Consider the following 25,250-nt stretch of genomic DNA (forward strand, 5'->3'; position numbering starts at 1 on the left):
CTCATACCTACCACTTCTCTTCTAGGCTTTTCACGCAGCTAACAATTGTGGATGATTACTGGAAACAGCAAGGCTTCTAGCAAATGGATAGCGCGTTCAAACTACTCTACACCATTATATCATGTTTCAACAGATTTTTCTGTAACCTTCTGTTGGTTTTTGTGATAAAATATGAATTATGAAGATTAAGACTAGTATAGGGCTTATTGCCGGAAAAACGAGTAGTCACCTCTTGCGTTTGCTTGGTCGTGGCTCTACCCTTCCTGGAAAAATCGCCCTCCAAATTGATAAAGACATTTTACAACACCTGGCCCAGAACTACGAAATTGTGGTTATCACTGGTACGAATGGGAAAACACTAACAACAGCTCTCACTGTTGGCATTCTTCGGGAGGCTTTCGGACCTATCGTGACCAATCCTAGTGGAGCCAATATGATTTCAGGGATTACGACTACTTTCTTGAACGCTAAAGGTTCTTCCGGTCGTCCTATTGCTGTTCTTGAAATCGATGAAGCCAGCCTGGCTCGAATTTGTGACTATATCACTCCGACCTTGTTTGTAATCACCAATATTTTCCGGGATCAAATGGATCGCTACGGGGAAATCTACACGACTTATCGGATGATCTTAGATGGGATAAAAAAAGCGCCACAGGCGACTGTTTTGATGAATGGGGATAGCCCTCTTTTCCATACCCTTCCCCTACCAAATCCCGTTCAATATTTTGGCTTTGACACGGAAAAAACTGCTCCGCAGCTAGCTCATTACAATACGGAAGGAATCGTTTGTCCAGAGTGTCACGGTATTTTAACTTACCAATTAAACACCTATGCCAATCTGGGAGATTACATTTGTGAAAGCTGTGGCTTCCATCGTCCTCCATTGACAGTGGCAGTTAATGAATTGACCGAGCTGACCAATACTTCTTCTCACTTTAAAATCAACGGGACAAACTACCACATCAATATTGGGGGCCTCTATAATATATACAACGCCCTCGCTGCAGTTGCAGTTGCCCATTATTTTGAAGTGAGTCCAGACGTCATTAAGCGTGGTTTCGACAAGAGCAAGGCTGTCTTCGGCCGTCAGGAAACCTTTAAGATTGGGGATAAAGAATGTACCTTAGTCCTGATCAAAAATCCGGTTGGAGCAACCCAAGCCATTGAAATGATTAAGTTGGCGCCGTATTCCTTTAGCTTGTCAGTCCTCCTCAATGCTAACTATGCTGATGGGATCGACACTAGCTGGATCTGGGATGCGGACTTTGAGCAAATCACCAAAATGGACATCCCAGAGATTAATGCTGGAGGGGTACGCCACTCTGAAATTGCCCGACGACTTCGGGTTACAGGCTATCCTGCTGAAAAGATCACAGAAATGATTGAATTAAAAGAGGTCTTCCAACGCATCCAGCAACAGGAAACTCCTCACGCCTATATCTTAGCCACTTATACGGCCATGCTTGAATTCCGTGAGATTTTGGCCCAAGAACACCTGATTGAAAAGGAGATGAATTAATGATCTACACTTCACTACAATCCCCTGATCAGGAAAACTACCAGTACGAATTGAGAATTGCCCATCTTTATGGGAATCTGATGAATACTTATGGGGACAATGGAAGTATCCTCATGCTCAAGTACGTTGCGGAGAAACTTGGTGCTCATGTCACTGTGGATATCGTTTCTCTCAAAGACCGCTTTGATCCAGATACCTACGACATCGCCTTTTTCGGTGGAGGCCAAGACTACGAACAGACCATTGTATCAGAAGATCTACCAGATAAAAAAGAAGACCTTGAACGTTTCATTCATGACGATGGTGTGGTCCTTGCTATCTGTGGTGGCTTTCAACTTCTAGGCCAGTACTACATTGAAGCTTCTGGCAAGCGTATTGAGGGACTTGGTATTATGGGACACTATACCCTCAACCAAGAAAATAATCGCTATATTGGCGACATCAAGATCCATAATGAAGAGTTCAACGAGACCTACTATGGTTTTGAAAACCACCAAGGTCGGACCTTCTTGGCAGAGGATGAAAAACCGCTAGGTAAGGTCATCTACGGAAATGGGAACAATAAAGAAGATGGTTGCGAAGGGGTTCATTACAAGAACGTCTTTGGTAGCTACTTCCACGGTCCTATTCTCTCTCGCAACGCCAATTTGGCCTATCGCTTGGTGACAACAGCTCTAAAGAAAAAATATGGACAAGACATCGTCTTAGCGACTTACGATGATATCTTAAGCCTTGAAAAGGCGGAAGAATATACTGATGTGAAAAGCAAAGCTGAATTAGAAGAATAGGGAGACAAAATGAATAAACGAAAACTACAATATGTTGCACTACTGATTGCAGTCTTGCTTATTGCGATTATTTCCTTGGCCAATATGCAAATGGTGACTGTGAACTTTTTGCTGGTCCAATTTAAACTCCCGCTCATCATTTTGATTCTGGTCTGTGTCCTTCTTGGTTCGCTGGTGACTTTCTTAGTCAGCCTTCCAAAAAATTTCTCATTAAAACATGAGTTAAAAACCGCGAAAAAACAACTAGGACAAAAGATGTCAGGTGATAAAGAAGAAAAAATCAAACAAATCGAAAACTAAAAGCACCGATCGGTGCTTTTTTGATGCTATTCTAATGATTTTTTGCTTGTAGCTGCTTGGCGACTACTTGTGCTAGGAGTGAAAAAAGGATGACGCCAGCCCCAATCAGGAGAAAAGATTCTACACGGACGCTTGGTAACCAGGTCATCAAACCTTTGGCGATGGGCATAAAGAGAATGGCTAGGGTAAAAATAGTGCTTAAGACCCTGCCCAGATAGTCTCCTTCAACCTTTGTTTGCACTTGGGTAAAAAAGTGGATATTAAAAATCGTCATAAAGAGTTCACAGACTAAATTTCCAGAAAAGGATAGAAGAGGAGGAAGAGGCAAGCCCATCATGAATACTCCTACTCCTGTTAAAATCAATAAGAAGAGAAGTATCTCCATGCTTGATTTAAATTTATTAGCAATCAAGGCTCCGATGATGGAGCCAATAGCCCCCAAGGTTAAGATGGTCGCATAAGCGCCCTTGACCCCGTAGAGCCGATTGGAAAATGGGAGTAAAAACTCAAAAGCTGCAAAAAAGAAATTGACGCTGGAAGCCACCAAGAGGAGGAAGAAAATCTCTTTCTGATGCCAGATATAGTGCAATCCATCCTTGATATCCGAAAAAATATCTTTTCCCGTGAACTGTTTCTTTTCTTGAACTTTGGCTTCTTCTTTCGGAAGGGATGCCACTAGGACAAAGGCGATGAAAAAAGTCAGTGCATCCAGTAAGAGGGTCGCATGGAGACTGGCAAATTGTAAAACAAGGAAAGAGAACACAGGTGAGCTAACACCGACAACCTGTAAGACCAACTCCAAGCGTGCATTATAGGTCACAATCTCATCCTTCTCTACGACTTCAGTGATAATGGCTTTGTTGGCCGTACGAGAAAATGCAAAGGCAATGGCCTGGACAATATTGGCAACAATCAAGGCTGCAATCATCCAACGATCATTCCTGATAAAGGAAATCGCTAAACAAAGGAGACCACAAACCAAGTCGGTTGTCATCAAAATCTTGCGACGGGAAAAACGGTCTGAGATCACGCCACCAAAGGGATTGACTAAAATAGAGGTGACAAGTTCAGAAATCTGATAAATCCCCAACACTGTCTTTCCTATAGTCCCCATTGAGGCCAGCCAGACACTATTCCCATAATCATAGAGCATATTTCCCATTCTATTGATCGCCCCACGAGCAATTAATTGGACTGCATGTCGATTCATAAAAAACCTCCTTCATTTTCTGAAACTATTGTATCAGTTCATGAAAGAGGTTTTCATTTTGTCCCCTATTTGGGAAAATTAGTGTTTTACAAATTTATCAAAGGATCCCTACTGTTCTTTTGATTGAAGTTGCTTAGCTACTAGCTGAGCCAAGAGTGAAAAGAGAATAACTCCAGCTCCAATAAAAAGAAATGATTCCATGCGGACGCTTGGCAACCAAGTCATCAAACCCTTGGCGATGGGCATGAATAGAACAGCCAAAGTATAAATCGTGCTCAAGACTCTCCCCAGATAATCATCTTCCACCTTGGTTTGTACTTGTGTAAAAACGTGGATGTCGAAAATGGTCACAAAAAATTCACAGACCAGATTTCCCGAAAAGGAAAGATAAGTCGGAAGAGGCAAGCCCATCATGAACACTCCTACACCTGCCATGATCAGTAAAAACAGGAGAATTTTCATGCTTGATGTAATTTTATTGGCAACAAGTGCTCCTAGAATAGATCCAATAGCTCCCAACGTTAAGATGGTCGCATAAGCCCCCTTGCCCCCATAAAGTCGATTGGAAAATGGAAGTAAAAACTCAAAAGCCGCAAAAAAGAAATTAACGCCGGAAGCCACCAACAAGAGAAAGAAAATGTCTTTCTGATGCCAGATATAGTCTAACCCCTCCTTGATATCAGAAAAAATATCTTTCCCCGTAAACTGTTTCTTTTCTTGAACCTTTGCTACTTCTTTCGGAAGGAATGCCACTAGGACAAAGGCAATGAAAAAGGTCAGCGCATCTAGTAAGAGGGTCGCATGGAGACTGGCAAATTGTAGAACTAGGAAAGAAAACACGGGAGAACTGACACTAACAACTTGTAAGACCAGCTCCAAGTGCGCATTATAGGTTACAATCTCTTCTTTCTCAACAACCTCTGTGATAATAGCTTTATTGGCAGGTCGAGAAAAACCAAAGGCAATGGCCTGAATAATATTGGCAAAAATCAGGGCCGCAATCATCCAACGATCATTTCTGATAAAAGAAATCGCCATACAAAGGAGACCACAAACCAAGTCGGTCGTCATCAAAATCTTGCGACGAGAAAAACGGTCTGAAATCACCCCTCCAAAAGGATTCACGAGAATCCCTGTCACTAACTCAGAAATTTGATAGATCCCTAATACCGTCTTTCCTATAGTCCCCATCGAGGCCAGCCAGACACTATTCCCATAATCATAGAGCATATTTCCAATTTTGTTAATAGCTCCACGACTAATTAATTGGACCGCATGTCGGTTCATAAAATCTCCTTTATCTCTCCTATTTAGGAACATTCATTTTTTACAAATTTATCAAAGTGTTCTTGATAATAGGCTACCTGCTCTGGCAGTCCTAGCACATCAAAAATATGCATAGCCTCTTGCATCTGCTGACAGCCTTCATTTGTTTCTCCCTTCTGGTAGAGGGCAAATCCCATAAGGTAATGAAAGATATTGCGTTCGTAGAGTTTGATGCTCTTGCCGATAATCTTTTCCACATAGGCTTCAAAATAGCTGGCATTTTCAAAAGAACGGTGTTCTAGACAATGCTGGTAACAATTCAGAGCTAGAATCAAGACCAGTTTTCGATGGCGACCAATTTCCTTGTAGAAATCTTCCCGCTCCATCACTTCTCTACCAAGCCGAGTGACATAATCCACATCATAAAAGCTATAGAGATTGCCAAAGAGGATCAACTCATACATGGTCCACTCTTCCGTTTGAAAGAGATAGTCCGCCACCTTGTCCAGATCGCTCTGCTTCATCGTGTAGCTGGCATCCCTCTGGCAAATCAGCCCTTGTAACAAAATCCAGTTCAATTCAAAATAAAGGGGATTGGTCGAACCTTTAGCCTTTTCAAGTTGTTCTCCTTGAAGCCTTTGAAAACCCGCAATGTCATTTGAATAGTAAAATGGAATAATCTGAGCCATCAAGGCCACATGCTCATGGTGTTGGAAATTTCTGGCCTTATCCATAAAATTCTCAATCGTCACATGGATATTGTCCAAAATTTCAAAGAAGCGCGACGTAGCCAGATCCGACTCCCCCAATTCAAAACGGGATAACTGGGAGGTCGAACAAGCTTCTCCTGCTGCTTCTTTCAATGAATAATTTTTACTGATTCGAAATTCACGAAAAACTTTGCCTAAATCTTCCATTTGATTACCACTTAAATTCCTTTAAGTACCTTTCTAACTCTTGCAAGTATCCTTCGTAGAATCCGTGATCTTCTTTCACGGAAAAATCTAATTGTCTTAAGTAAGAAATCAGCCAATCAACCAATAGATCATACTGATGAAGAGGTAGGCGTTTCATCTGCTCTTCAACAAAAGAAATGGCCTCTGCAAAGCGCTGCTCTTCTAAAACTTGCTGAAGATAGTGATTCCCGTTGATGAGTTTTCCTTCCTCATCCTCATACTGCCCCAAATCTAAATTCTGAATCTGCAGGCGCAAAGTTGTACCAATTATATCGGCTACACCTTTAATCTGCTTCATAAACCAATCATTTTCAGTCATCACAATGTTCTCCTTAGGCAAATTAGAAAACTACACTTTCTCCGCTAGTTCTTCCCATTCTATCATGGCTTCTTCTTGGGCGGCGGTCAGCTGGTCGATTTGCTGCTGGCTCTCCATGAGTTCGCCGGTTTCATTGGTGGCCAGCAGCTTCTTTTAACGAATAATTTTTACTGATCCGAAATTCACGAAAAACTTTTCCAAGATCTTCCATCTATTCCACCTGCTCTGACAGTTCTGCCCACTCTTCCATGACCGATTCCTGCTGGACAGTTAGTTGATCCAGCTCGCTTTGGAGTTGAACCAAGTCAGCTGCATCGTTGGTGCTATGCATGGTTTCGGTGATGGCTTGGATTTTCTGATCCAACTCTTCCATCTCCGCTTCCAATTGCTCAATGCGACGAGTGATTTTCCGGAGTTCCTTCTGGTTTTGCTTCTGCATGTGATAGTCATTGCTGGTGAATTCCTCCGTAGAAGAAACAGGCACAGTTTCTGCTTGTGCTGTTGCAAGAGCCTCTAACTCAGCTTTTTTCTCCAGATAATAATCATAATCTCCTAGATAAAGAGTTGAGCCCTCTTCTGAGAGTTCCAAGACTTGTGTGGCTACACGATTGATAAAGTAGCGGTCGTGGCTGACAAAAAGCAAGGTCCCGTCAAAATCAATCAAGGCATTTTCCAGCACTTCCTTGCTATCGATATCCAAGTGGTTAGTCGGCTCATCGAGAATCAAGAAATTGTTATTCTCCATGGACAGCTTGGCCAAGAGCAGACGCGCCCGCTCTCCACCTGACAGCATGCCGACAGTTTTCTTGACATCATCCCCAGAGAAAAGAAAGGCTCCTAGGCGATTGCGGATCTCCACTTCTGGTGTCAGTTTAAAGTCATTCCAGAGCTCATCCAAGACACTGTTGTGAGGGGTTAGCTTACTCTGAGTCTGGTCATAGTAGCCCACCTCGACATTAGCCCCAAAGCGAGCTTCCCCCTTGATAAAAGGAATCTGCCCGACGATGGACTTGATAAGAGTAGATTTCCCGATCCCATTTGGTCCTACAATAGCGACCGCATTCATCTTGCGGATATCCAGATTGATGGGCTCTGACAGGATTTGATCGTCATAACCGACAGCTGCCTCTTCTACTGTCAGGACGACATTGCCCGATGTCTTATCGGAATGGAAGGTCATATGGGCAGACTTGGTCCCAGCTTCCGGCTTGTCTAGGCGCTCCATTTTTTCCAACTGCTTACGCCGAGACTGGGCCCGTTTGGTGGTCGACGCCCGCACCAAATTGCGATTAACAAAGTCTTCCAGCGCTGCAATTTCTTTTTGTTGCTTCTCGTAGTTCTTGGCTTCGGTCAGCAATTTTTGTTCTTTTTGCTCCACAAAGCTGGAGTAATTACCGACATAGCGATCTAAAGAATGCTTGGTCAAGTCCAAGGTAATGGTAGCAACTTTATCGAGAAAATACCGGTCGTGGCTGACAATGAGAAGGGCTCCGCTATAATTGACCAGATAGTTTTCCAACCAGGCAATCGTCTCAATATCCAAGTGGTTAGTCGGCTCGTCCAGTACCAAGAGATTTGGTTTTTCCAAGAGCATCTTGGCCAGAGCGAGACGGGTATTTTGCCCACCAGACAGCTCTTCAATCTTCATCTGCCACATAGACTCATCGAACTTAAATCCGTTGAGAATGGCGCGGATATCTGCCTCATAGGTAAAGCCACCAGCCTGACGGAATTCTTCTGATAGACGGTCATAATCCTGCATGAGTTTTTCTAAGTCAGCCCCAGTTTTTTCCCCCATCGCAAGCTCCATCTGCCGCAAGCTTTTCTCGGTCTTTCTGAGATCGTCAAAGACATGGAGCATCTCATCGTAGATAGTATTGGACGACTCAAATCGACTATCCTGGGCTAAATAAGAGAGAGAAAGGTCCCGCTTTTTATTGATTTCCCCAGAAGTCGGCTCTTCTTCTCCCACCAAGATTTTTAAGAGCGTAGACTTGCCGGCTCCGTTCTTTCCGACCAGGGCAATCCGGTCCCGTTCATCCACTTGCAGGCTGACATTATCAAAAAGAACCTCCCCTGCAAAAGAGCGTTCAATTTTGTTGGCTTGTAAAATAATCATAGTTTCATTGTACCTTACTTTTGACAAATTGACAATTGAAGAAAAGGCCAAACGCTAGATGCGCTTGACCTGTCCTCACTTTTTAGATTGTTGAAATGTTGGAAGCCATTTGGCTGTACTGATAGGAGAGGAAAAGCCCAATGCCAATCACCAGCAAAAGCAAGCCCCATTTGATGACTCCCTTTACAAAGCGAATCACAAGTAGGATAATCATGGAACCAATCAGCCAAGTGATGGCCGAATGCGAGAAGAAAGCTTGGACGGCTTCCTTATTGTCTCCGAAAAATTGACGGACTCCCTCAGGAGCATAGTTTTCCCAAGCCTGTTGAATGCCTAATTCATGGGATAATGCTTGCCCTTTTTGGGATAGCCATAGAAAGATTCCAGAGTTAAACACAAAGAGTGCCACTTGTTCTGGAAAGGTTCGAATAACATACAGTATGCGTTTGATTATTCTTACTCCTTGTATAGTTGACGAACAGCCTCAATATCCCTCTCTTGGATGCTATAAAAGGAACCAGCTGCCTGCATGACGGACTCTTCCTCAGTATGGTCCAAACCAATCGCATGGCCTAGTTCATGCTCAGCTGTGTTTACAATTCGCTGATGGGAATAATTGTACTGCTTATTAAGTAGGTAATAGCGATTCAAACGAACGGTCACCCGTTTGAAACGATTGGTTAAAACATTTGTCTGGGATTCGGCCTCACCCGCTGCAGAAACCGTGCTATCATCCATCTCCGTTAAGATAATATCAGCCTCTTCTTCACTGGTGACAAGTTGGAAAGTGAAGGCCCCTGTCTGATTCCAAGACTCAAGAGCTTCCTCATAGGCACGGGTAAAGGTATCATCCATCGTAGGATCTAGATAAACTTTTGCAGTTGCCTGATCCCACCTTGCTCCTGTTGAGGTATGGCCATCTGTTGCTAAGTCCTCTTGAGCAGATGGACTTCCCTGACCCCGTAGAGGACCATCTCGATGAAAGTAAGCATCTACCTGAGTAACAACCGTTTGGGCTGCGCGACTGACCCCATCTATTCCGCTACCGGTTTTGCCACTAAAGAATAAAGTAGCAACCAGCAAAGCAAAACTAAGGGCGAGAGTCCAAAACAAGCCCCAAACAAGACTCCAAATAACCCGTATTAGAAAACGAATCATGGCTATAATGGTTCTCACAAGTTCCTCCTTTCCTTAGGAAGACCTTTGTTTAGGTCTAGAAGAGATTATTTTACCTCAGTTTTCTTAAAATAAGCTAAAGGGTGACGTCATGAAAGGAAAAAGATCCAGTTGACAGCAAAGCCAACCGAATCCTTTTCATCCTGCTTCTTCTTTTATACGCAGCTTAGCGATGCACTGTTACTTTTCCAGTACGATAATCCAAACTAATCCCACTCTGGACATTTGGAACAAAAACGTTAAACTCTAGACTGCCATCACTCGATTTTGCTTCAATTTGACTGCCAACTGGTACCAAATCTTCATCTGAAGCATAGTAGAGAGTCACCCTATAACGGACCCGCTTATTTTTATCTAAGGCCTTCCGAACAAGGATTTCATAGTAATTTTGTCCCGTTGAAAAACTGTCACGCGCTTGGTTGGCCCAAGCTGTTTGAACCGCAATATTTTTAGGATTCGTCATCGAGGCATCAAACCCATCTAAGTTGCCAATCAAGGCATAGCCGAGAAGATGGCCCCGATCGACCGCATGGTCATATTCCCCAGTTAAATTGGTTACTTGGTGCCAGCCAGCGGGAGCCCAATCTACATCCGTCTGTTCCCTTTTTTGGTATTGACGAGTCGCCTTGGTCATCAAAGCATTGGCAACTGTTGGAATCTCTCGTCCTTTTACAGTCTTTGTCTTAGTATCTGCATAAGGGAGACTAGCAACATCCGCATCCAGATTGGTTTTATTCTGGTTAATGATGAAAGCGCCTGCTTCATTCCATTGAATGTTTTTTCCTAGTTTAGCTCGAACACTATCTGTCAGAACACTCTCCGCTAGTTCCTTACTCGGTGTTGCTTCTTGACTCGAAGTAACAACCGTTTGAACCTGAGAGTGACTAGCGACTGGCTGGGGTTGACTAAAATAATAGCCACCGATGGAAAGGGCTGCTGCCACCACCAAGCCCAGTAGAGTTTGTCCTGATTTTTTCATTTTAAGTGGTTTCTTTTGATTGTTTGCCACACTGGTTTCCTCTGTTTCTACTGAATGGGAAAGAGCCTGGGATCACGATCTCAAGCTCCTCTTTTTGATAAATAGTTACTTACCTGAAAATTTCTGAAGGATTTCCTTCCATGTATCTGGCGAGAGAATGGACCAAGGATCCTTTCCATTACCAATGACACCATATCCAATGACCAAGCCAAGAGCGAAAACAATCGCTAAGATAGTAAGAACCAATAGGACGATTCCCAATTGTTTTCCGATTGCTTTTAATTTAGTTTTCATCATCATCTTCCTTCACACGACGTACATCTGCTCCAAGAGCCACCAATTTCTCATGGAATTTAAAATATCCACGGTCAAGGTGGGTTAACTTGCTCACTTTGGTTTCTCCCTCAGCCACAAGCCCCATTAAAATCAAGGTTGCACTAGCACGCAAGTCTGTCGACATTACTTCAGCCCCTTGTAAGCTAGCCCCACCTTGGATGCGGGCCGTATCTCTCATAATATCTGAATGTAAGCCCATCCGACGCATCTCTTCCAAGTGTTGGAAACGATTTTCAAATACCGTTTCAATCATGGTCGATTCACCAGAAGCCATGGCCATCAAAGCAGTAAATTGGGCTTGCATATCTGTAGGGAAGCCTGGATAAGGTAAAGTTTTTACCGTCACTGGTTTCAATTTAGAAACATCTGAGCGAATGCGAATGCCATTCTCTTCTTCCGTTACCTCAACGCCCATTTCTTGCATCTTAGAAAGAAGAGGGCGGTTGTGTTCCCAAATCGCATCCTCGATTAAAACGTCTCCACCTGTCATGGCTGCACCAACCATGAAGGTTCCTGCCTCAATTCGGTCTTGAACGACATTGTGAACCGCTCCATGCAAACGATCCACCCCAACAATCGTCAAGGTTTCTGTACCTGCTCCACGTACCTTAGCTCCCATCTTATTCAACAGAGAGGCCAAGTCCACGATCTCAGGTTCGCGGGCTGCATTCTCGATAACCGTCGTTCCATCTGCCAAGGTTGCTGCCATCATGATATTTTGCGTCGCACCTACGGATGGGAAATCCATATAGATATGAGCTCCTCGAAGACGATCTGCTTTTGCTTCAATGTAACCAGCCGTTTGGGTAATCTTCGCTCCCATAGCTTCCAAGCCCTTCAAATGCAAATCGATTGGACGACTTCCAATGGTACAGCCACCTGGCATGGAAACTTTGGCATGACCATTCCGAGCCAAGACAGGACCTAGAACGACGATCGAAGCTCGCATCTTGCTGACATATTTGTAAGGCGCTTCTTCTGTCAATGGTTGCGTCGCATCAACGACTACTGTATTGGTTTCTTCATCAAACGTAACTTGTGTGTTCAAGCCACGAACGACATTGTTCATTGTAAAGACATCAGATAAAACAGGAACATTGGTCAAAGTTGTTGTTCCTTCACTGGCCAAAACAGTTGCTGCCAAAAGAGGAAGGACTGCATTCTTTGCTCCTTCAATCTTCACAGTTCCAACTAGGCGATTTTGACCACCATTTACAATAATTTTATCCATACTTGTTATTACTCCATTTCATTCAGTCACGACTACTATCATACCATAAATTCATTAAAAAAGAAGCTAAAAGTTCCCGTTAAACAACTGCCGACTGAATTCATAAATACTGATAAAGAAGCTGCTAGTCAAATAGCCAAGACTAATGCTGATCAATAAAATAAGAAGCCGAATTTTTACGGCTGTTTCGGCGTTTACCTTTAAAAAACGCTCCCACTGAACCACCGTTGAAAGAAGGTGGTAGGCGAAGAAAATAAACAATAGGTGACTGCAAAAAGTAAAAATCATTTGAATCATACCTCTATTATACCATAAGAAAAAGTTTCCCTTCATATTCTTTAGATTCAAAAAAAGAGAGTGGGACAGAAATCGGTAATTCGTTAGAATTCGATTTCGTCGTCCCACCTCCGCACAGTTGAGTAGGGCTGTAAAAGCTGATGAAATCAGCGTAGTAGAGCCCACTCAACCACTGCGTCTTGCTCGACAATCCAAAAACAATTAAGAGGCTAGGACTTCTGTCCCAGCCTCTTTAACTTTTTATAATCGATTTCCGACATTAATCCGGTTAATAGCGCGTTGAAGGGCAATTTTTGCACGACGCTCCATATCAACAGAATGTTGATCTTTGGCCTCTTCAAGGGCTTTTTCAGCACGCATTTTTGCACGCTCAGCCCGGCTAACATCAATGTCTCGAGCGCGTTCCGCCGAATCCGCTACGATGGTAATGACATTATCTGCCACTTCAATAATCCCACCATTCACGGCGATCCAATCAATGTGTTTTTCGTCATCGATCCGACGGACCTTGACTTGGTCTACAGCCAAAACCGCAATGGTATTGATATGACGAGGTAAAATCCCTAATTCACCATCAATTGTCTTGACAGATACAAATGCGGCATGATGATCATAAACCAGTCCATCCGGTGTAACGATTTGGACGTTCATTTGACTCATCTTTCACCTCTTCTTAGAATCCCATTTTCTCAGCTTTCGCAATCACATCTTCGATCGAACCGACACCACGGAAGGCATCCTCAGGCAAGTGATCATGCTTCCCATCCAAAATTTCCTTAAAGCCACGAACAGTTTCTGCAACCGGTACATAAGAACCTGGTTGACCAGTAAATTGTTCCGCCACGTTAAAGTTTTGAGACAAGAAGAATTGAATACGACGGGCACGAGCCACCAAGGTCTTTTCATCATCAGACAATTCATCCATCCCCAAGATGGCAATGATATCTTGCAGTTCATGGTAGCGTTGAAGGACGCGTTTGACCTCAGAAGCCACTGCATAGTGCTCTTCTCCGACGATGTCTGGAGAAAGGGCACGAGAGCTAGATGCCAATGGGTCAACGGCAGGGTAAATCCCTAATTGTACCAATTTACGCTCCAAGTTGGTCGTTGAGTCCAAATGGGCAAAGGCTGTTGCTGGGGCAGGGTCTGTATAGTCATCGGCTGGCACATAGATGGCTTGGATCGATGTAACAGAACCTTTATTGGTTGAGGTAATCCGTTCTTGCAATTGTCCCATTTCCGTTGCCAAAGTAGGTTGGTAACCAACGGCTGATGGCATCCGTCCCAAAAGGGCTGATACTTCTGAACCGGCTTGGGTGAAACGGAAGATATTGTCGATAAACAAGAGAACGTCCTGACCTTCCACATCACGGAAGTATTCCGCAATAGTCAAACCAGTCAAAGCTACACGCATCCGTGCTCCTGGTGGTTCGTTCATTTGTCCAAAGACCATGGCTGTTTTTTCGATAACGCCAGATTCCTTCATTTCCCAGTACAGGTCATTCCCTTCACGGGTCCGTTCTCCAACCCCTGTAAATACAGAGATCCCACCATGCTCTTGGGCAATATTGTGGATCAATTCTTGAATCAAGACGGTCTTTCCAACTCCGGCACCACCGAAGAGTCCAACCTTCCCACCTTTCAGGTAAGGGGCCAAGAGGTCAATGACCTTGATCCCTGTTTCAAGAATTTCTTCTGAAGTAGAAAGCTCATCAAAGGATGGAGCTTTTTTATGAATGGATTCACGAGGAGCATCTTCTGGAAATGCTTCTTCCAAGTCAATGGTATCTCCCAAGACGTTAAAGACCCGTCCAAGAGTTTCTTTTCCGACAGGCACAGAGATTGGACGACCAGTGTCCAATACTTCCATCCCACGAGTCAAGCCATCTGTTGATTCCATGGCAATGGTGCGAACGACACCATCCCCAAGTTCAAGAGCTACTTCAAGAACGACTTTTGATTTTTGTTGGTCATTTTTATAGACTACAAGCGCATTATTAATCTCAGGGAGTTTATCGCCCGCAGCAAAAGCTACGTCAACGACAGGACCTACAACCTGAGAAATTTTGCCTAAACTCATGTCATTCTCCTATTCTATTAAGTTTCTAAGCTTGTGAATACATACCATCAAGCTTAATTTTGTATTGTTAAAATGTGCATCGAATCAACTACTCAAGCCCACTCGCTCCTGCAACAATTTCCGTAATTTCTTGCGTAATGGTTGCCTGACGAGCTCGGTTGTATTGAATGGTCAATTCATCAATTACTTTCTTGGCATTGTCTGTTGCGGTTTGCATGGCCATCATACCGGCAGCATTTTCAGCTGTTTTGGCATCAATAATGGCTCCATAAATCATACTTTCCGCAAACTGTGGAAGCAATTGATCCAAAATCGCATCGCGGTCTGATTCCAACTCCAGATTCAAGATATAATCTTCATCTGCTTCATTGGGGTCCAAGTCAATAATCGGAAGCATTTGCTCTACCCGCAATTGACTGGTCAAACTGTTGACGTGGTGATTATAACAGACATACAATTCATCAAACAATTCATTTTGATACATTTGGACTGTCTTATTGATGATCTTCCGCACTTCATCAAAGCTTGGTTGATCCGCTAGGCCACGTAGTTCATAAACCGGCTGAATGCCTCTTGCTCTAAAGAAATCTGCCCCAATACTTCCAATACAGATGACTTCAAAATCCTCACCCGTTGGATGGTATTCTTCCTTCAATTCCATGACTGACTTGAGGATAGAGGCATTGTAGCCTCCCACTAGTCCACGGTCAGAAGTGATAACAATATAAGCAGACTTTTTGACAGGACGACTCTTTAAAAATGGATGGTACTTAGCATTCTCAGCCTCGTGTCCATGTAAGAGGTCTGTCAATAGTTTACGAACCTTAGATGCGTAAATTTGGAAGTCCTTGGCAGCTTGCTCAGACTTCCCAAGTTTGGCAGCAGATACCATCTGCATAGCATTCGTAATTTGACTGGTATTCTTTGTCGATGCAATTTTATTTTTGATATCATTTAAAGAAACTGCCATCTGCCACTCCTATTTCTATTTGAAACTTGATTGGTTGACAAAGTCAGTAATCACTGCATCCATTGTTTCTTCACTTGGAAGATCTTTGGTAGTACGAATGGTTTCATAGATTTCTGGATGATGCACTTCAACAAAGGCAAACAATTCCTCTTCAAAGCGAAGAATATCATCAACTGGTACACTATCCAAGAACCCATGTGTCAAAGCATACAAGATCACCACCTGTTTTTCGACAGTTAATGGTTCATGGACTGGTTGTTTCAAGACTTCTACTGTCCGGCGACCCCGGTTCAACTTAGCTTGAGTAGCCGCATCCAAGTCACTACCAAACTTGGTGAAGGCTTCCAACTCACGGTAGGAAGCTAGGTCAATACGGAGAGTCCCCGCAACCTTCTTCATAGCCTTGATTTGAGCTGATCCACCAACCCGTGACACAGAGGATCCCGCATCGATGGCTGGACGAATTCCTGAGTTAAAGAGGCTATCTTGCAAGAAGATTTGGCCATCCGTAATCGAAATCACGTTAGTCGCGATATAAGCGGAAATATCTCCTGCTTGTGTTTCAATAATTGGAAGCGCAGTGATGGATCCACCACCTAATTCATCCGATACTTTCGCAGAACGTTCCAACAAACGGCTGTGAAGGTAGAAGACATCCCCTGGGAAGGCTTCACGTCCTGGCGGACGACGAAGAAGAAGGGACAATTCACGGTAAGCAACGGCTTGTTTTGACAAATCATCATAGACGATCAAAACGTGTTTGCCATTGTACATGAACTCTTCGGCCATCGCAACCCCTGCATAAGGTGCAAGGAATAGCAATGGAGACGGTTGTGAGGCTGATGCTGTCACGACAATGGTATAATCCATTGCTCCATACTTGCGAAGTGTTTCTACTTGTGTCCGAACCGTTGATTCTTTTTGTCCAATTGCGACATAGATACAGATCATGTCTTGATCCTTTTGGTTCAAGATGGTATCGATGGCAATAGAGGTTTTCCCTGTTTGACGGTCTCCGATGATCAATTCCCGTTGGCCTCGTCCAATTGGAACGAGGGCATCAATGGCTTTCAACCCAGTTTGTAGAGGCTCTGAGACAGATTTCCGTTGCATAACACCAGGAGCTGGTGTTTCAACTGGACGGAATTTATCTGTCACGATTTCTCCCAAGCCATCCACTGGCTGACCTAGAGGATTGACAACCCGACCAATCAAGGCATCCCCAGCAGGGACTTCCATGATTTTACCAGTCCGACGGATCGAGTCTCCTTCACGAATATCCGTAAAGTCTCCGAGGATGATAATCCCGACATCTGTCGTTTCCAAGTTTTGCGCCATTCCGTATGAGCCGTTTTCAAAGATCAACAACTCACCACTCATTGCATTTTCAAGGCCATGAGCACGCGCAATCCCGTCACCAATATAGGTAACGACTCCGGTCTCTGTGACGTCAAAATTTGGCTGGAAATTTTCAATTTGTTGCTTAATTAAAGCGCTGATTTCTTGTGCGTTAATCGCCAAAATTCACACCACTTTCTATTTCAAATTTGCTTTTATGACTTGCAATTGACGTTTTAGACTGGTATCAAGCGTCTTGTGATTTGCTGAAACCACAAAACCACCAATCAAATCTGGATCCAGTTCTTCTTTCAGAGAACGAACTTGAATACCAAATTTCTTTTCAATAATAGGGATCAACTTTTCTTTTTGAGCCTGATCGAGTCCTGCAACCGAAGAAACGGTTACTTCAAAACAGTTGCTCACTTGTTGAATTTGCTCCATACTAACTCTGACAATGTCATAAAATAAGGCTTCACGATGATTGAGAATAACCACTTCAATCAAATGGTCTAGTAATGCTGAATCCGAGTTTTGGAAAAGTCGCAGACTTTTCGCCTTCTCTTCATCCTCTACACCGATATGAGCTAAAAATGCAGCAAGGCCTGTTTCCTCAAAAACAGCCTTTATTTGACTTAATTTTTCATAAACGTCATCTTGCTGATTCTTTTCAAATACCAATTGAACAAAAGGCTGGGAATATTTCTCAATTACCATTAATTGCTTTTTGTCCATTAGGCATCTCCTAATTCATTTAGGTAGCGATCGATCAGTTGGCGATGGCCTTCAGAGTCCAACTGTTGGCTTAGCAATTTACCTGCTAAGTTGACGGTTAGATCTGCGACATCTCCCTTGATACTGTTCATCGCTTCTTCTTTATTTTGCGAAATTTCTAATTGCGCTTTTTCTTTCAAGCGAAGGGCTTCTTGGTTGGCTTCACTGAGAATATGAGCCTTATTTTTTTCGGCTGTTTCCTTAGCCGTTTCAAGAATGGTCGTTGCTTCTTGACGACTACCTGCCAACTCTGCTTCGCGTTTTGTAGCTAGTTCCTCAGCCTTTTTACGGGCTGCCTCTGCTTCGTCAATATCATTGGTAATTTTTTCAGCACGCGCATCCAAAATACTAGTAATATTGCCCCAAGCAAATTTCTTTACTAAAAAGATTAATAAGAGGAAGGAACCAGCGATCAGTATAAAGTCACCAATAATGGTACCAATTGTTAAATCCATCTTCTACTCCTCTACTTACTCTTCCTCACCGTTTATTTTTTTACCTATGTACATGGATGACAACATGGTAAATACATAGGCCTGGATACATGAAATGAAAATCGAAAAGGCCGTCCATAACATGCTTCCGATAAAGGCTGCTGGATACCAATAAAAGGCTTGTTGAGACAAGGCTAAGAGCAAGCCTGCCAATACTTCACCGGCAAAAATATTCCCGTAGATCCGAATTGCTAAGGAAGCAAAATTGGTCACCTCTTCTAGGAGGTTCATCGGGGTCATAAAACCAGGAGTTGCAAAAGCCTTCAAGTATTCCTTAAAGCCTCGACGACGAACCCCTTCTATATGTGCGATCAAGGTGATCATAAAGGAGAGAGATAAGTCATAGCCGAGGTTAGCCGTTGGGGAAGTCCACAAGTTATAACCGTTTGTTGTTTGGACTTTTGCCATTAATCCAATATTATTGGCCACCAAGATAAAGAGAAAGAGAGAAAACAAGAACAAAGAATAGTTCTTCATGTAGTGCTCTCCAATGTTTCCCTTGGTAAAACTAATGACAAAATCATAGATCATCTCAAGAGCATTCTGTTTGCCCTTAGGACGGAGGGTCATTTTGCGGCTTGCCCAATAGACAAAAGCAAAGACCATCAAAACAGTTACAAGAGACATGGCAAGTAGGGTCAAATCAAAGGATACTGGTCCAATATTTAGGGTTGGATTCACACTTTCTTCCAAGGTTTGACACCTCCTTTCCTAAATAGAGAAGTCTATTTAATAACGAAGGCCATAGCCAAGGTTACGAAGAAGGTACCTTCTACAAAGGCAATCCCAAGGATCAAAAGGCTACGTAATTGACCGATAATCTCTGGTTGACGAGAAGCAGCTTTAAAAAGATTACTCATAATCAATCCTTCAGCAATGGATACGCCGAAGCAGGCAAAACAAAGACCTAAAAATGTTAAATTCATGATGAATTCTCCTTAAATAAATTTTACTCCCTTAGTTTACTCCTAAAAAATATAATAGTCAAATGTTTACTCAGAAAGAAAACGTTTTACAGCAATTCTGTCACCACTTTTAAAATTTCTCTTACCACTAGCTTTCAAAAGATTCTAATTATCTTTAGACACTTTGTCTATTTTTGTATTTCACACAAATTTATATTATTTTCATCAGAAGAGGAGGCATTATTACCAAGGATAGAAAAAACTCACCTGACGAGCAGATGAGTATTTTCTTCCTATTTAAAAATAGAGGTTTTGAAACTGTCTGTTTGTTGCAGCAATTTCTTAAAGACTTTTTCTTTCAGTGAAACAGTATGATCAAATTTGACAGAGCCGTTACTTAGGGTAGCTTTATCTTTATCAACTGCTTCAGCAAAGGCTTGTTTCAAGTCTTCATAGCTATTGTATGTTTTACCATCAATTTCAAAAGATTGTATTCCATTTTTAGCACTTGTCACAACTTCTTTGAAGTAAGCTTTCTTCCAATCTTCAAGGGTACTAAATTTACCATCAGAAATCTTGTTAATGATGAAATCATCACCTAGAGTATCTTTACCAGCTTTTTTAGATTCAGCTTTTAGCATATTAGAAGCATAGTTTAAGAAGCCTTTTTCGTAGCCATAGTAACCCCAGATTCTGAAGGTATTGTGTTTGAAGGACATAGCTCCAGGAGCACCTTCACTTGTATTACCACCATAGATACCAGTCATCATTGGAACATTCACATAAGCAGAATCAAAGTCAGTAGGATTATAAACTCTGTTACCTGGACCACGGTTGGTCATGAAGTTGTTCGTAATTAAGTCATCTACTGTGCGTAAAGGAATAGCTTTTTCCTCATCACTTAAAGGTCGAACCTTGTCGAATTGGTTCTTGGTGTTATTTCCTCGGTATTGCTTATCAACCTTCTTGAACCAAACATTGTTTAAATCTTGATTTGCTTTATCGAGGACAGCCTCTCCTTCAAGATAATCCAGAAGCATAAGAGTGTCGTTGTAGCCCTTCATGTAACGATCAATTTCGTCACGTGACTTCAGATCATTTGGATTGGTGTTATACCATTGATTTCCATCATTTGGACGTTCATAAGCCATGTTAAGACCTAGGGCTTTGTATTCACCATTTGGATTTGATACTGATGGAGTTTGCAACATACCTTGTGCAAATGCTTCCAAATCAGTACCTTCACGGTGTCTTGAACCACCCAAGTAGACCATACGGTCATTTACGTGAGTTGTTTCGTGGGTAAAGGCTGAAATACCAAAGTCACTAATCATATCTGTAACCATGAAGAAGACAGAATCATCCTTATATGGATTCCCATAAACGCGAGCTACAGCTCCCATACGCCAGTCAGTCGCATGGTAACGTCCTGTAGGTCCGTATAATTCACGAATAGGAGCAACATCTTTACCGCTATTAGTGTGACCGTATTTATCAGTACTAATATCTTTATAGTTTTGGTTATCCAAAACAGGTGTTGGAACCATGTTATTGCTCTTAAGTAGTTGATTACGAACTTTATCAATTGATAGACGTGACCAGAAGTCTAGATAATTTTGTTGAGCTTTGGCTACTTTATCGATTTCAGCTTTGAAGGCATTACGTTCTGCTTCAGTGTACTTACCATATTTCTCAAATGAACTATAAGCCATTGTATTGTAAGTTGAAATCAAGAACATATGGGCATCTTTTAAGTTCAAGAGTGGCAAGATCATCTTACCGTGCATATCATTGTTTAAGCCTTCATAAGCTCTGTGTTTCTTATCAGCAAACTCAGGAGTTGTTGTTGCTGGTTCAACGATATAAACATTGTCTTTGGTTGCTTTGATAAACCAATCGTTCAAGTTTGTATCATTTGTGAATAGACGCATATTATAGTCTAAGAAACTATTTAACTCGCTGATACCGATAACTCCACCGATAGCTTCGCGATAAGCTTCTAAAGTTCTATCACCTTTAATGTTACTTTCTTTAGAACCAATCTGAATCAAGAAGTCTAACACACTTACATTTTTACCATAGAAATCTGGTTTGAACAACATAAGTTGCTTGACATTAAAGTTATCAAACTTCACTCCGTAATAACGGTTAAGATAAGATAGACCAAGGAGAACCGCTGCCTTGTTGTCATCAATTTTCTTGATCAAAGCACGTTTAGCAGCTTCATCTGTGTTTAATTGATGATCTTCATTTTCAAGCAACTGTTTCACAAATTTAGCTAGATTATCCTTAACTTCTTTGAAGCTTTCTTCTAGGTAAAGATCTTTTATAGCGTTAACTTTATTTGGTCCTGTTCTACCAAGTTTTTGGTAAATTGGATCTGATTGTAGCTCAACTGGGCTTAATTTTTCAACTATAGCATTGATAAGATCACTACGGTCTTTGTCAACGATATTAGGCGTATAAACAACTTCACCGAGTTCCGCTACACTGTACTCTTTCACTTGTTTGACCTTAGATTCTTTCAGCGAAATAGTAAAGATGTCTTTTGTCTTATCCGAGTAATGGATCAGAATGTGGTCGGCATCAGCCAATTCTGTTACAAAATCATTGCCCTTCATGGCTGTCACAGACAAGACTTCCTTGGTCAAGAGAGGACTACCCGTAGCCAATTTGTTTCCTTGGTCGACAATCCACTCTTTGTTGTAGAATGGTTGCAGTTTTGCAATATTGCGGTAAGCAAGTTCGCGAGCGGCGTCGTAGCCTTCAATTGCCTTGTATTGATCGTCTTTGTTAACAAGGTTATTGAGTTTATCTTCAACAGGTTTCGTGCTTTCAAATTTATCAGCAGTAATCCCCATTGCTTCAATTTTCTGCTCAGCTTCTGCAAGGGAAATGCTAGGGATTTTACGGGAGTTGTTATAGGTTTTCTTACCTTCACTCACATCCTCCACACTGTAATTGCGCTTGGTTCTTGAATAGGTGAAGTAATCATCTGCATCGATATCCGAGTGTCCGAAGACCATCTCACCTGTTTTGACTTTCATCATGGTGATGTTGTCTTCAATGGCACCCAAGGCCCAGTTGGTCCCCAGTAAGCCACCAGATTGGACCGCTTCTTTCAGTTCGATCGAACCTTTAGCAACGGAATTTCTGAGAACTCCTTCTCTACCTAGCGTATTGTTATTCCCACCATTTTGAGAAGAATAAACTAATCCTGCAGCTTTTGCTTTATTCCCAGTAATTTCAGCATCAACGTAAGCTTTTTCGACGATACCTTTCCAGTTTTCTCCTAGAACACCTGCTAAGTACCAACCTTTGTTTCCAGCAGCGTGCAGTTTCCCGATAAAGGCAACATTACTTACCTTCCCACTACCATCAATTTTATTGATAATACCAGCTACATCGTTGCCCCCAACAACATTACCTGTTACTTTAACATTTTCGACAGTCGCATTATTCTTGATCACATTTGCAATCGGTGCTACTCGATCTACCGTAGGTAGGTCGATCGCTACGTTTTCAAGCAAGAGATTCTTAACAGTACCACCTTCGATGTTACCAAATAACGGTCTCGTAATGTTATGGATAGCAAATTTATTGCCTTCTGTACTTTCCAATGTTCCCTTGAAGGTATTGGTTACATAAGACTTGCCAGCTGGTTGCACATTACTTGCATTCATACTGCTACCAAGCTTAAAGGTACCAGTCGGATTGGCTTGCATAGCTTTTACAAGTTCGTTGAAATTGTAGTAGACGTCTCCTTCATGAGCTTTCGGCTTCGCAATGTAGTGGACATAGTCCTCACTGAACTGCTTATCTGCTGCTCGTTGGATGAGATCAGGTGCTTTAGCAGTCACCTTGTATAATGCTTTTCCATCAATTGTAACTTCTTCGATTTTATCAACGGCCAGTTTTGTGACCTTATTATCATGGGTGGTAACCTTTAAGTAATAAGGTTTCACATCTGAAGGTGTTTCGGACAAGAGGCTACGATCGGTCTCAAGGCCTTGGTCATCCACGCTAATCAGACTAGTTTCCTTGATGTTTTTGACTTCAACTTTTTTAAGGTCAAGTCTTAGTGGCTCTTCCTTGAGAACCTCTTCTTCATTCCCATTTCCACGATCATACACCATGGTCGTTGCAAGCGTATAATCCTTGTAGTAGTCTAAATCCAGTAAGGCAGCTGCTAAATCAGACTCTGAAAGGGCAAAAGTTTTCACCACTTGATCGCCCTTCTTCAACACCGCCTGGATGGACTTGATGGTGACACCTTCCGGTTTATCCAAACGATAGGAAGCCCTGGCACTGCGCTTCAATTCTTCCTTATCGACCTGTGTCAAGGTCAAGGTTGGCTTGTCTAGTTCTTTGGTCCCTTTTTTAATGATCCGATCTTGGGCTTGTTCAACTACTTCCTCCGAAACCGTTGGAGCATCCGCAGTTTTTACACCTTTAATGGTCTTATAGACTTTGGTAATCTTTTTCTTACCGTTTTGACCAGCTTGAGCAACAACTTCTGTTCCCTTCGGAAGAGTGCTGTCTACTTCAGTTCTTGTCTCGAAAGGAATTTCTTCAAATGAAACTTCTTCAACTTGACCTTCAATAGCCTTTGTACCACGACTAATTTTTTCGTTTACTGGAGCCTTAACAGTTTCTGTACTCGTGCTGATTGGGTCCCCAACTTTTTGACCATTGACAGTCTTATAGACACGGTGAATCAGCTGACTTCCTGCTTGACCATTTTGAATCACTGTTTCTTCATCAGTGTAGCGGTTCGCATCTGATACATATTCGGTTTCATACGGAAGGACCACCGTTTCTGTTTCTGTAACCGTTCCTTCCGTTATTTGATAAGCTGGATTCTCTGGCTGTACAGGAGCTTCACCCACGTGGCCTTCTTCCTGCGTTCCTTTGGCTTCAACGACACCGGTATAGGCGGGGTTCTCTGGCTGTACAGGAGCTTCACCAACATGGCCTTCTTCTTGCGTTCCTTTGGCTTCAACGACACCGGTATAAGCTGGGTTCTCTGGCTGTACAGGAGCTTCACCAACATGGCCTTCTTCTGTGTTCCTTTAGCAGTTACAACTGGAGCAGGTTGAGGACTTGGTTGAATCTCCTCCTTTGTTCCAATAGAAATAATTTGTGGAACTGCTTCTTTTGTTACAGTTCTTTCAAGTACTTTGCGAACTTCCTGACCATTTACCGTACTCACTTCCGTTAAAACAGTTTGTTCCCCATTTTGCCCAGCTCTTAGAACCGTCGTTTGACCTTTGGCTAAAGTAGGATCTGGTTGTTCTACAGTTTCAAATGGGATACTTTCTGTTGAAACTTCAACTTTTGGCTTTTCCACTACAGGGAAACTAGGTCCTTCTTTTGGTGTAACCTGAGATAGAGTCTCCTCTTTCGTTGTAGGTTGATAGAGATCGGAGATTGCCGGCTTTTCTTCAACTTTCACGACAGGCGCTTGCCCATCCAATTTAGGTCTAGCTGAATGTCGGAGATAACCGACATAGTCATAACCTTCAATCGGTATAACACCGTTGGCTAATTCTTTACTGCTTGCAATTGAAAGAGTTTGATTGTAGCTTCGTAATTCAATATTTTGCAAGGCCGCAGCATCGATAGACAAGAGCAGACTTTGCCCCATGGAACCAATTAATAAAAGTCCCATTACTTTTTTACGGTGTTTCTTGGACAGCAAAAGAACTGCAAAGGATGCAGTCGCTAAACTAAGCCCCGCAATCGCCAATTCGGTCGTCCCTGTTTGTGGCAGTATACTTTGGCTAGCTGTTTTCTTCCTATACACTAGATAAAAGGTATCTTCATTTTGATACTCTTCAGGAATAGCATGAATCACCTGGGCTTGCTCTTCGGGTGTTAACTCATTTTCCGTAACATATCCTAAATGAACTGTCGCTTCTCGTGTCAGTTGATCTGCTTGTACTGATGGTGCTCCTAATAAGCTAGTTGCAAAGAAAAAGGCTCCAATAGCAACCGGTCCTACCCCGACGGATAATTTTCGAATCGAATACTTAGTAATCTTTTCAACAGCTTTTCTTGTTTGTTTCATTCTATAACTTCCTACATAGTAATATTAGTAAATCATAGGAAGCCTCATTTATTTTTGGAGAGGATACTCACTTTCTCTAAACAAGCTTCCTGTGATTCTTTACCTATCTTATCTTTTTTCAGT

At 42.4% G+C, this 25,250-nt stretch carries 22 protein-coding genes and 1 pseudogene; 3 read left to right on the top strand and 20 right to left on the bottom strand.

The features are described from left to right. The first annotated feature begins 178 nt into the window (after window positions 1-178). The 3 genes from murT to HMPREF9421_RS08505 are packed head-to-tail and all read left to right on the top strand — an operon-like array spanning window position 179 to window position 2,607. Window positions 179-1,519, top strand: a complete 1,341-nt coding sequence (murT, locus tag HMPREF9421_RS08495; protein WP_006596608.1) for a lipid II isoglutaminyl synthase subunit MurT — start codon at window positions 179-181, stop codon at window positions 1,517-1,519. Continuing rightward, window positions 1,519-2,307 carry a lipid II isoglutaminyl synthase subunit GatD gene (gene gatD / locus HMPREF9421_RS08500; RefSeq protein ID WP_006596609.1) on the top strand — a complete coding sequence of 263 codons (789 nt, stop codon included), beginning with the start codon at window positions 1,519-1,521 and terminating at the stop codon, window positions 2,305-2,307. Before murT ends, gatD begins: the two co-directional genes overlap by 1 nt. 9 nt (window positions 2,308-2,316) lie before the next feature. Further along, a complete protein-coding gene (locus tag HMPREF9421_RS08505; RefSeq protein WP_006596610.1) occupies window positions 2,317-2,607 on the top strand; it encodes a LapA family protein in 291 nt (96 codons plus the stop codon). Between the two features lie 31 nt (window positions 2,608-2,638). Here the strand turns inward: HMPREF9421_RS08505 and HMPREF9421_RS08510 are convergent, their stop codons facing one another. The 20 genes and pseudogenes from HMPREF9421_RS08510 to HMPREF9421_RS08605 all read right to left on the bottom strand — a co-directional run bounded on the left by HMPREF9421_RS08510 (window position 2,639) and on the right by HMPREF9421_RS08605 (window position 25,127). Then, window positions 2,639-3,817 (bottom strand): MFS transporter, encoded by a 1,179-nt coding sequence (locus tag HMPREF9421_RS08510; RefSeq protein ID WP_006596611.1) that lies wholly within the window; start codon window positions 3,815-3,817, stop codon window positions 2,639-2,641. Window positions 3,818-3,925: 108 nt separating this feature from the next. Next, window positions 3,926-5,104 carry an MFS transporter gene (locus HMPREF9421_RS08515; RefSeq protein WP_040803093.1) on the bottom strand — a complete coding sequence of 393 codons (1,179 nt, stop codon included), beginning with the start codon at window positions 5,102-5,104 and terminating at the stop codon, window positions 3,926-3,928. A gap of 23 nt (window positions 5,105-5,127) precedes the next feature. Beyond that, on the bottom strand, window positions 5,128-6,000 hold the full coding sequence (locus tag HMPREF9421_RS08520) for an XRE/MutR family transcriptional regulator (protein WP_006596613.1): 873 nt from the start codon (window positions 5,998-6,000) through the stop codon (window positions 5,128-5,130). Between the two features lie 4 nt (window positions 6,001-6,004). After that, a complete protein-coding gene (locus HMPREF9421_RS08525) occupies window positions 6,005-6,358 on the bottom strand; it encodes a hypothetical protein (protein ID WP_004219703.1) in 354 nt (117 codons plus the stop codon). Between the two features lie 211 nt (window positions 6,359-6,569). After that, window positions 6,570-8,477, bottom strand: coding sequence for an ABC-F family ATP-binding cassette domain-containing protein (locus tag HMPREF9421_RS08530; RefSeq protein ID WP_006596614.1), 1,908 nt, complete (start codon window positions 8,475-8,477; stop codon window positions 6,570-6,572). Between the two features lie 82 nt (window positions 8,478-8,559). Continuing rightward, complete coding sequence (locus HMPREF9421_RS08535; protein ID WP_040803097.1) at window positions 8,560-8,931, bottom strand: hypothetical protein; 372 nt, start codon at window positions 8,929-8,931, stop codon at window positions 8,560-8,562. A gap of 2 nt (window positions 8,932-8,933) precedes the next feature. Continuing rightward, complete coding sequence (locus HMPREF9421_RS08540; protein WP_006596616.1) at window positions 8,934-9,653, bottom strand: matrixin family metalloprotease; 720 nt, start codon at window positions 9,651-9,653, stop codon at window positions 8,934-8,936. Between the two features lie 166 nt (window positions 9,654-9,819). Then, window positions 9,820-10,632 (bottom strand): DNA/RNA non-specific endonuclease, encoded by an 813-nt coding sequence (locus HMPREF9421_RS08545; protein ID WP_174263571.1) that lies wholly within the window; start codon window positions 10,630-10,632, stop codon window positions 9,820-9,822. Window positions 10,633-10,737: 105 nt separating this feature from the next. Continuing rightward, window positions 10,738-10,926 carry a DNA-directed RNA polymerase subunit beta gene (locus HMPREF9421_RS08550; RefSeq protein WP_006596916.1) on the bottom strand — a complete coding sequence of 63 codons (189 nt, stop codon included), beginning with the start codon at window positions 10,924-10,926 and terminating at the stop codon, window positions 10,738-10,740. After that, window positions 10,916-12,199 (bottom strand): UDP-N-acetylglucosamine 1-carboxyvinyltransferase, encoded by a 1,284-nt coding sequence (gene murA / locus HMPREF9421_RS08555; RefSeq protein WP_006596619.1) that lies wholly within the window; start codon window positions 12,197-12,199, stop codon window positions 10,916-10,918. Before murA ends, HMPREF9421_RS08550 begins: the two co-directional genes overlap by 11 nt. 66 nt (window positions 12,200-12,265) lie before the next feature. Further along, window positions 12,266-12,496: a DUF1146 family protein gene (locus tag HMPREF9421_RS08560; RefSeq protein WP_040803274.1), complete on the bottom strand. Its 231-nt coding sequence runs from the start codon at window positions 12,494-12,496 to the stop codon at window positions 12,266-12,268. Window positions 12,497-12,736: 240 nt separating this feature from the next. Continuing rightward, entirely contained in the window at window positions 12,737-13,156 is a 420-nt protein-coding gene (locus HMPREF9421_RS08565; protein ID WP_006596621.1) for a F0F1 ATP synthase subunit epsilon, read from the bottom strand. 13 nt (window positions 13,157-13,169) lie between these two features. After that, window positions 13,170-14,576, bottom strand: a complete 1,407-nt coding sequence (gene atpD / locus HMPREF9421_RS08570; RefSeq protein WP_006596622.1) for a F0F1 ATP synthase subunit beta — start codon at window positions 14,574-14,576, stop codon at window positions 13,170-13,172. 88 nt (window positions 14,577-14,664) lie between these two features. Next, window positions 14,665-15,546: a F0F1 ATP synthase subunit gamma gene (locus tag HMPREF9421_RS08575; RefSeq protein WP_006596623.1), complete on the bottom strand. Its 882-nt coding sequence runs from the start codon at window positions 15,544-15,546 to the stop codon at window positions 14,665-14,667. Window positions 15,547-15,561: 15 nt separating this feature from the next. Next, window positions 15,562-17,067: a F0F1 ATP synthase subunit alpha gene (atpA, locus tag HMPREF9421_RS08580; RefSeq protein WP_006596624.1), complete on the bottom strand. Its 1,506-nt coding sequence runs from the start codon at window positions 17,065-17,067 to the stop codon at window positions 15,562-15,564. A gap of 15 nt (window positions 17,068-17,082) precedes the next feature. After that, a complete protein-coding gene (locus HMPREF9421_RS08585) occupies window positions 17,083-17,619 on the bottom strand; it encodes a F0F1 ATP synthase subunit delta (RefSeq protein WP_006596625.1) in 537 nt (178 codons plus the stop codon). Next, window positions 17,619-18,113 (bottom strand): F0F1 ATP synthase subunit B, encoded by a 495-nt coding sequence (atpF, locus tag HMPREF9421_RS08590; RefSeq protein ID WP_006596626.1) that lies wholly within the window; start codon window positions 18,111-18,113, stop codon window positions 17,619-17,621. The genes HMPREF9421_RS08585 and atpF overlap by 1 nt, the downstream gene beginning before the upstream one ends. A gap of 15 nt (window positions 18,114-18,128) precedes the next feature. After that, the gene (gene atpB, locus HMPREF9421_RS08595) at window positions 18,129-18,845 is read right to left on the bottom strand and encodes a F0F1 ATP synthase subunit A (RefSeq protein WP_006596627.1); all 717 of its coding nucleotides are present in this window, start codon (window positions 18,843-18,845) and stop codon (window positions 18,129-18,131) included. A 32-nt stretch (window positions 18,846-18,877) separates the two neighbouring features. Beyond that, window positions 18,878-19,078: a F0F1 ATP synthase subunit C gene (locus HMPREF9421_RS08600; protein ID WP_006596628.1), complete on the bottom strand. Its 201-nt coding sequence runs from the start codon at window positions 19,076-19,078 to the stop codon at window positions 18,878-18,880. Between the two features lie 272 nt (window positions 19,079-19,350). Then, a pseudogene (locus HMPREF9421_RS08605) lies at window positions 19,351-25,127 on the bottom strand (ZmpA/ZmpB/ZmpC family metallo-endopeptidase). Window positions 25,128-25,250: the final 123 nt, after the last annotated feature.

The organism is Streptococcus australis ATCC 700641 (assembly GCF_000186465.1).
Taxonomy (GTDB): domain Bacteria; phylum Bacillota; class Bacilli; order Lactobacillales; family Streptococcaceae; genus Streptococcus; species Streptococcus australis.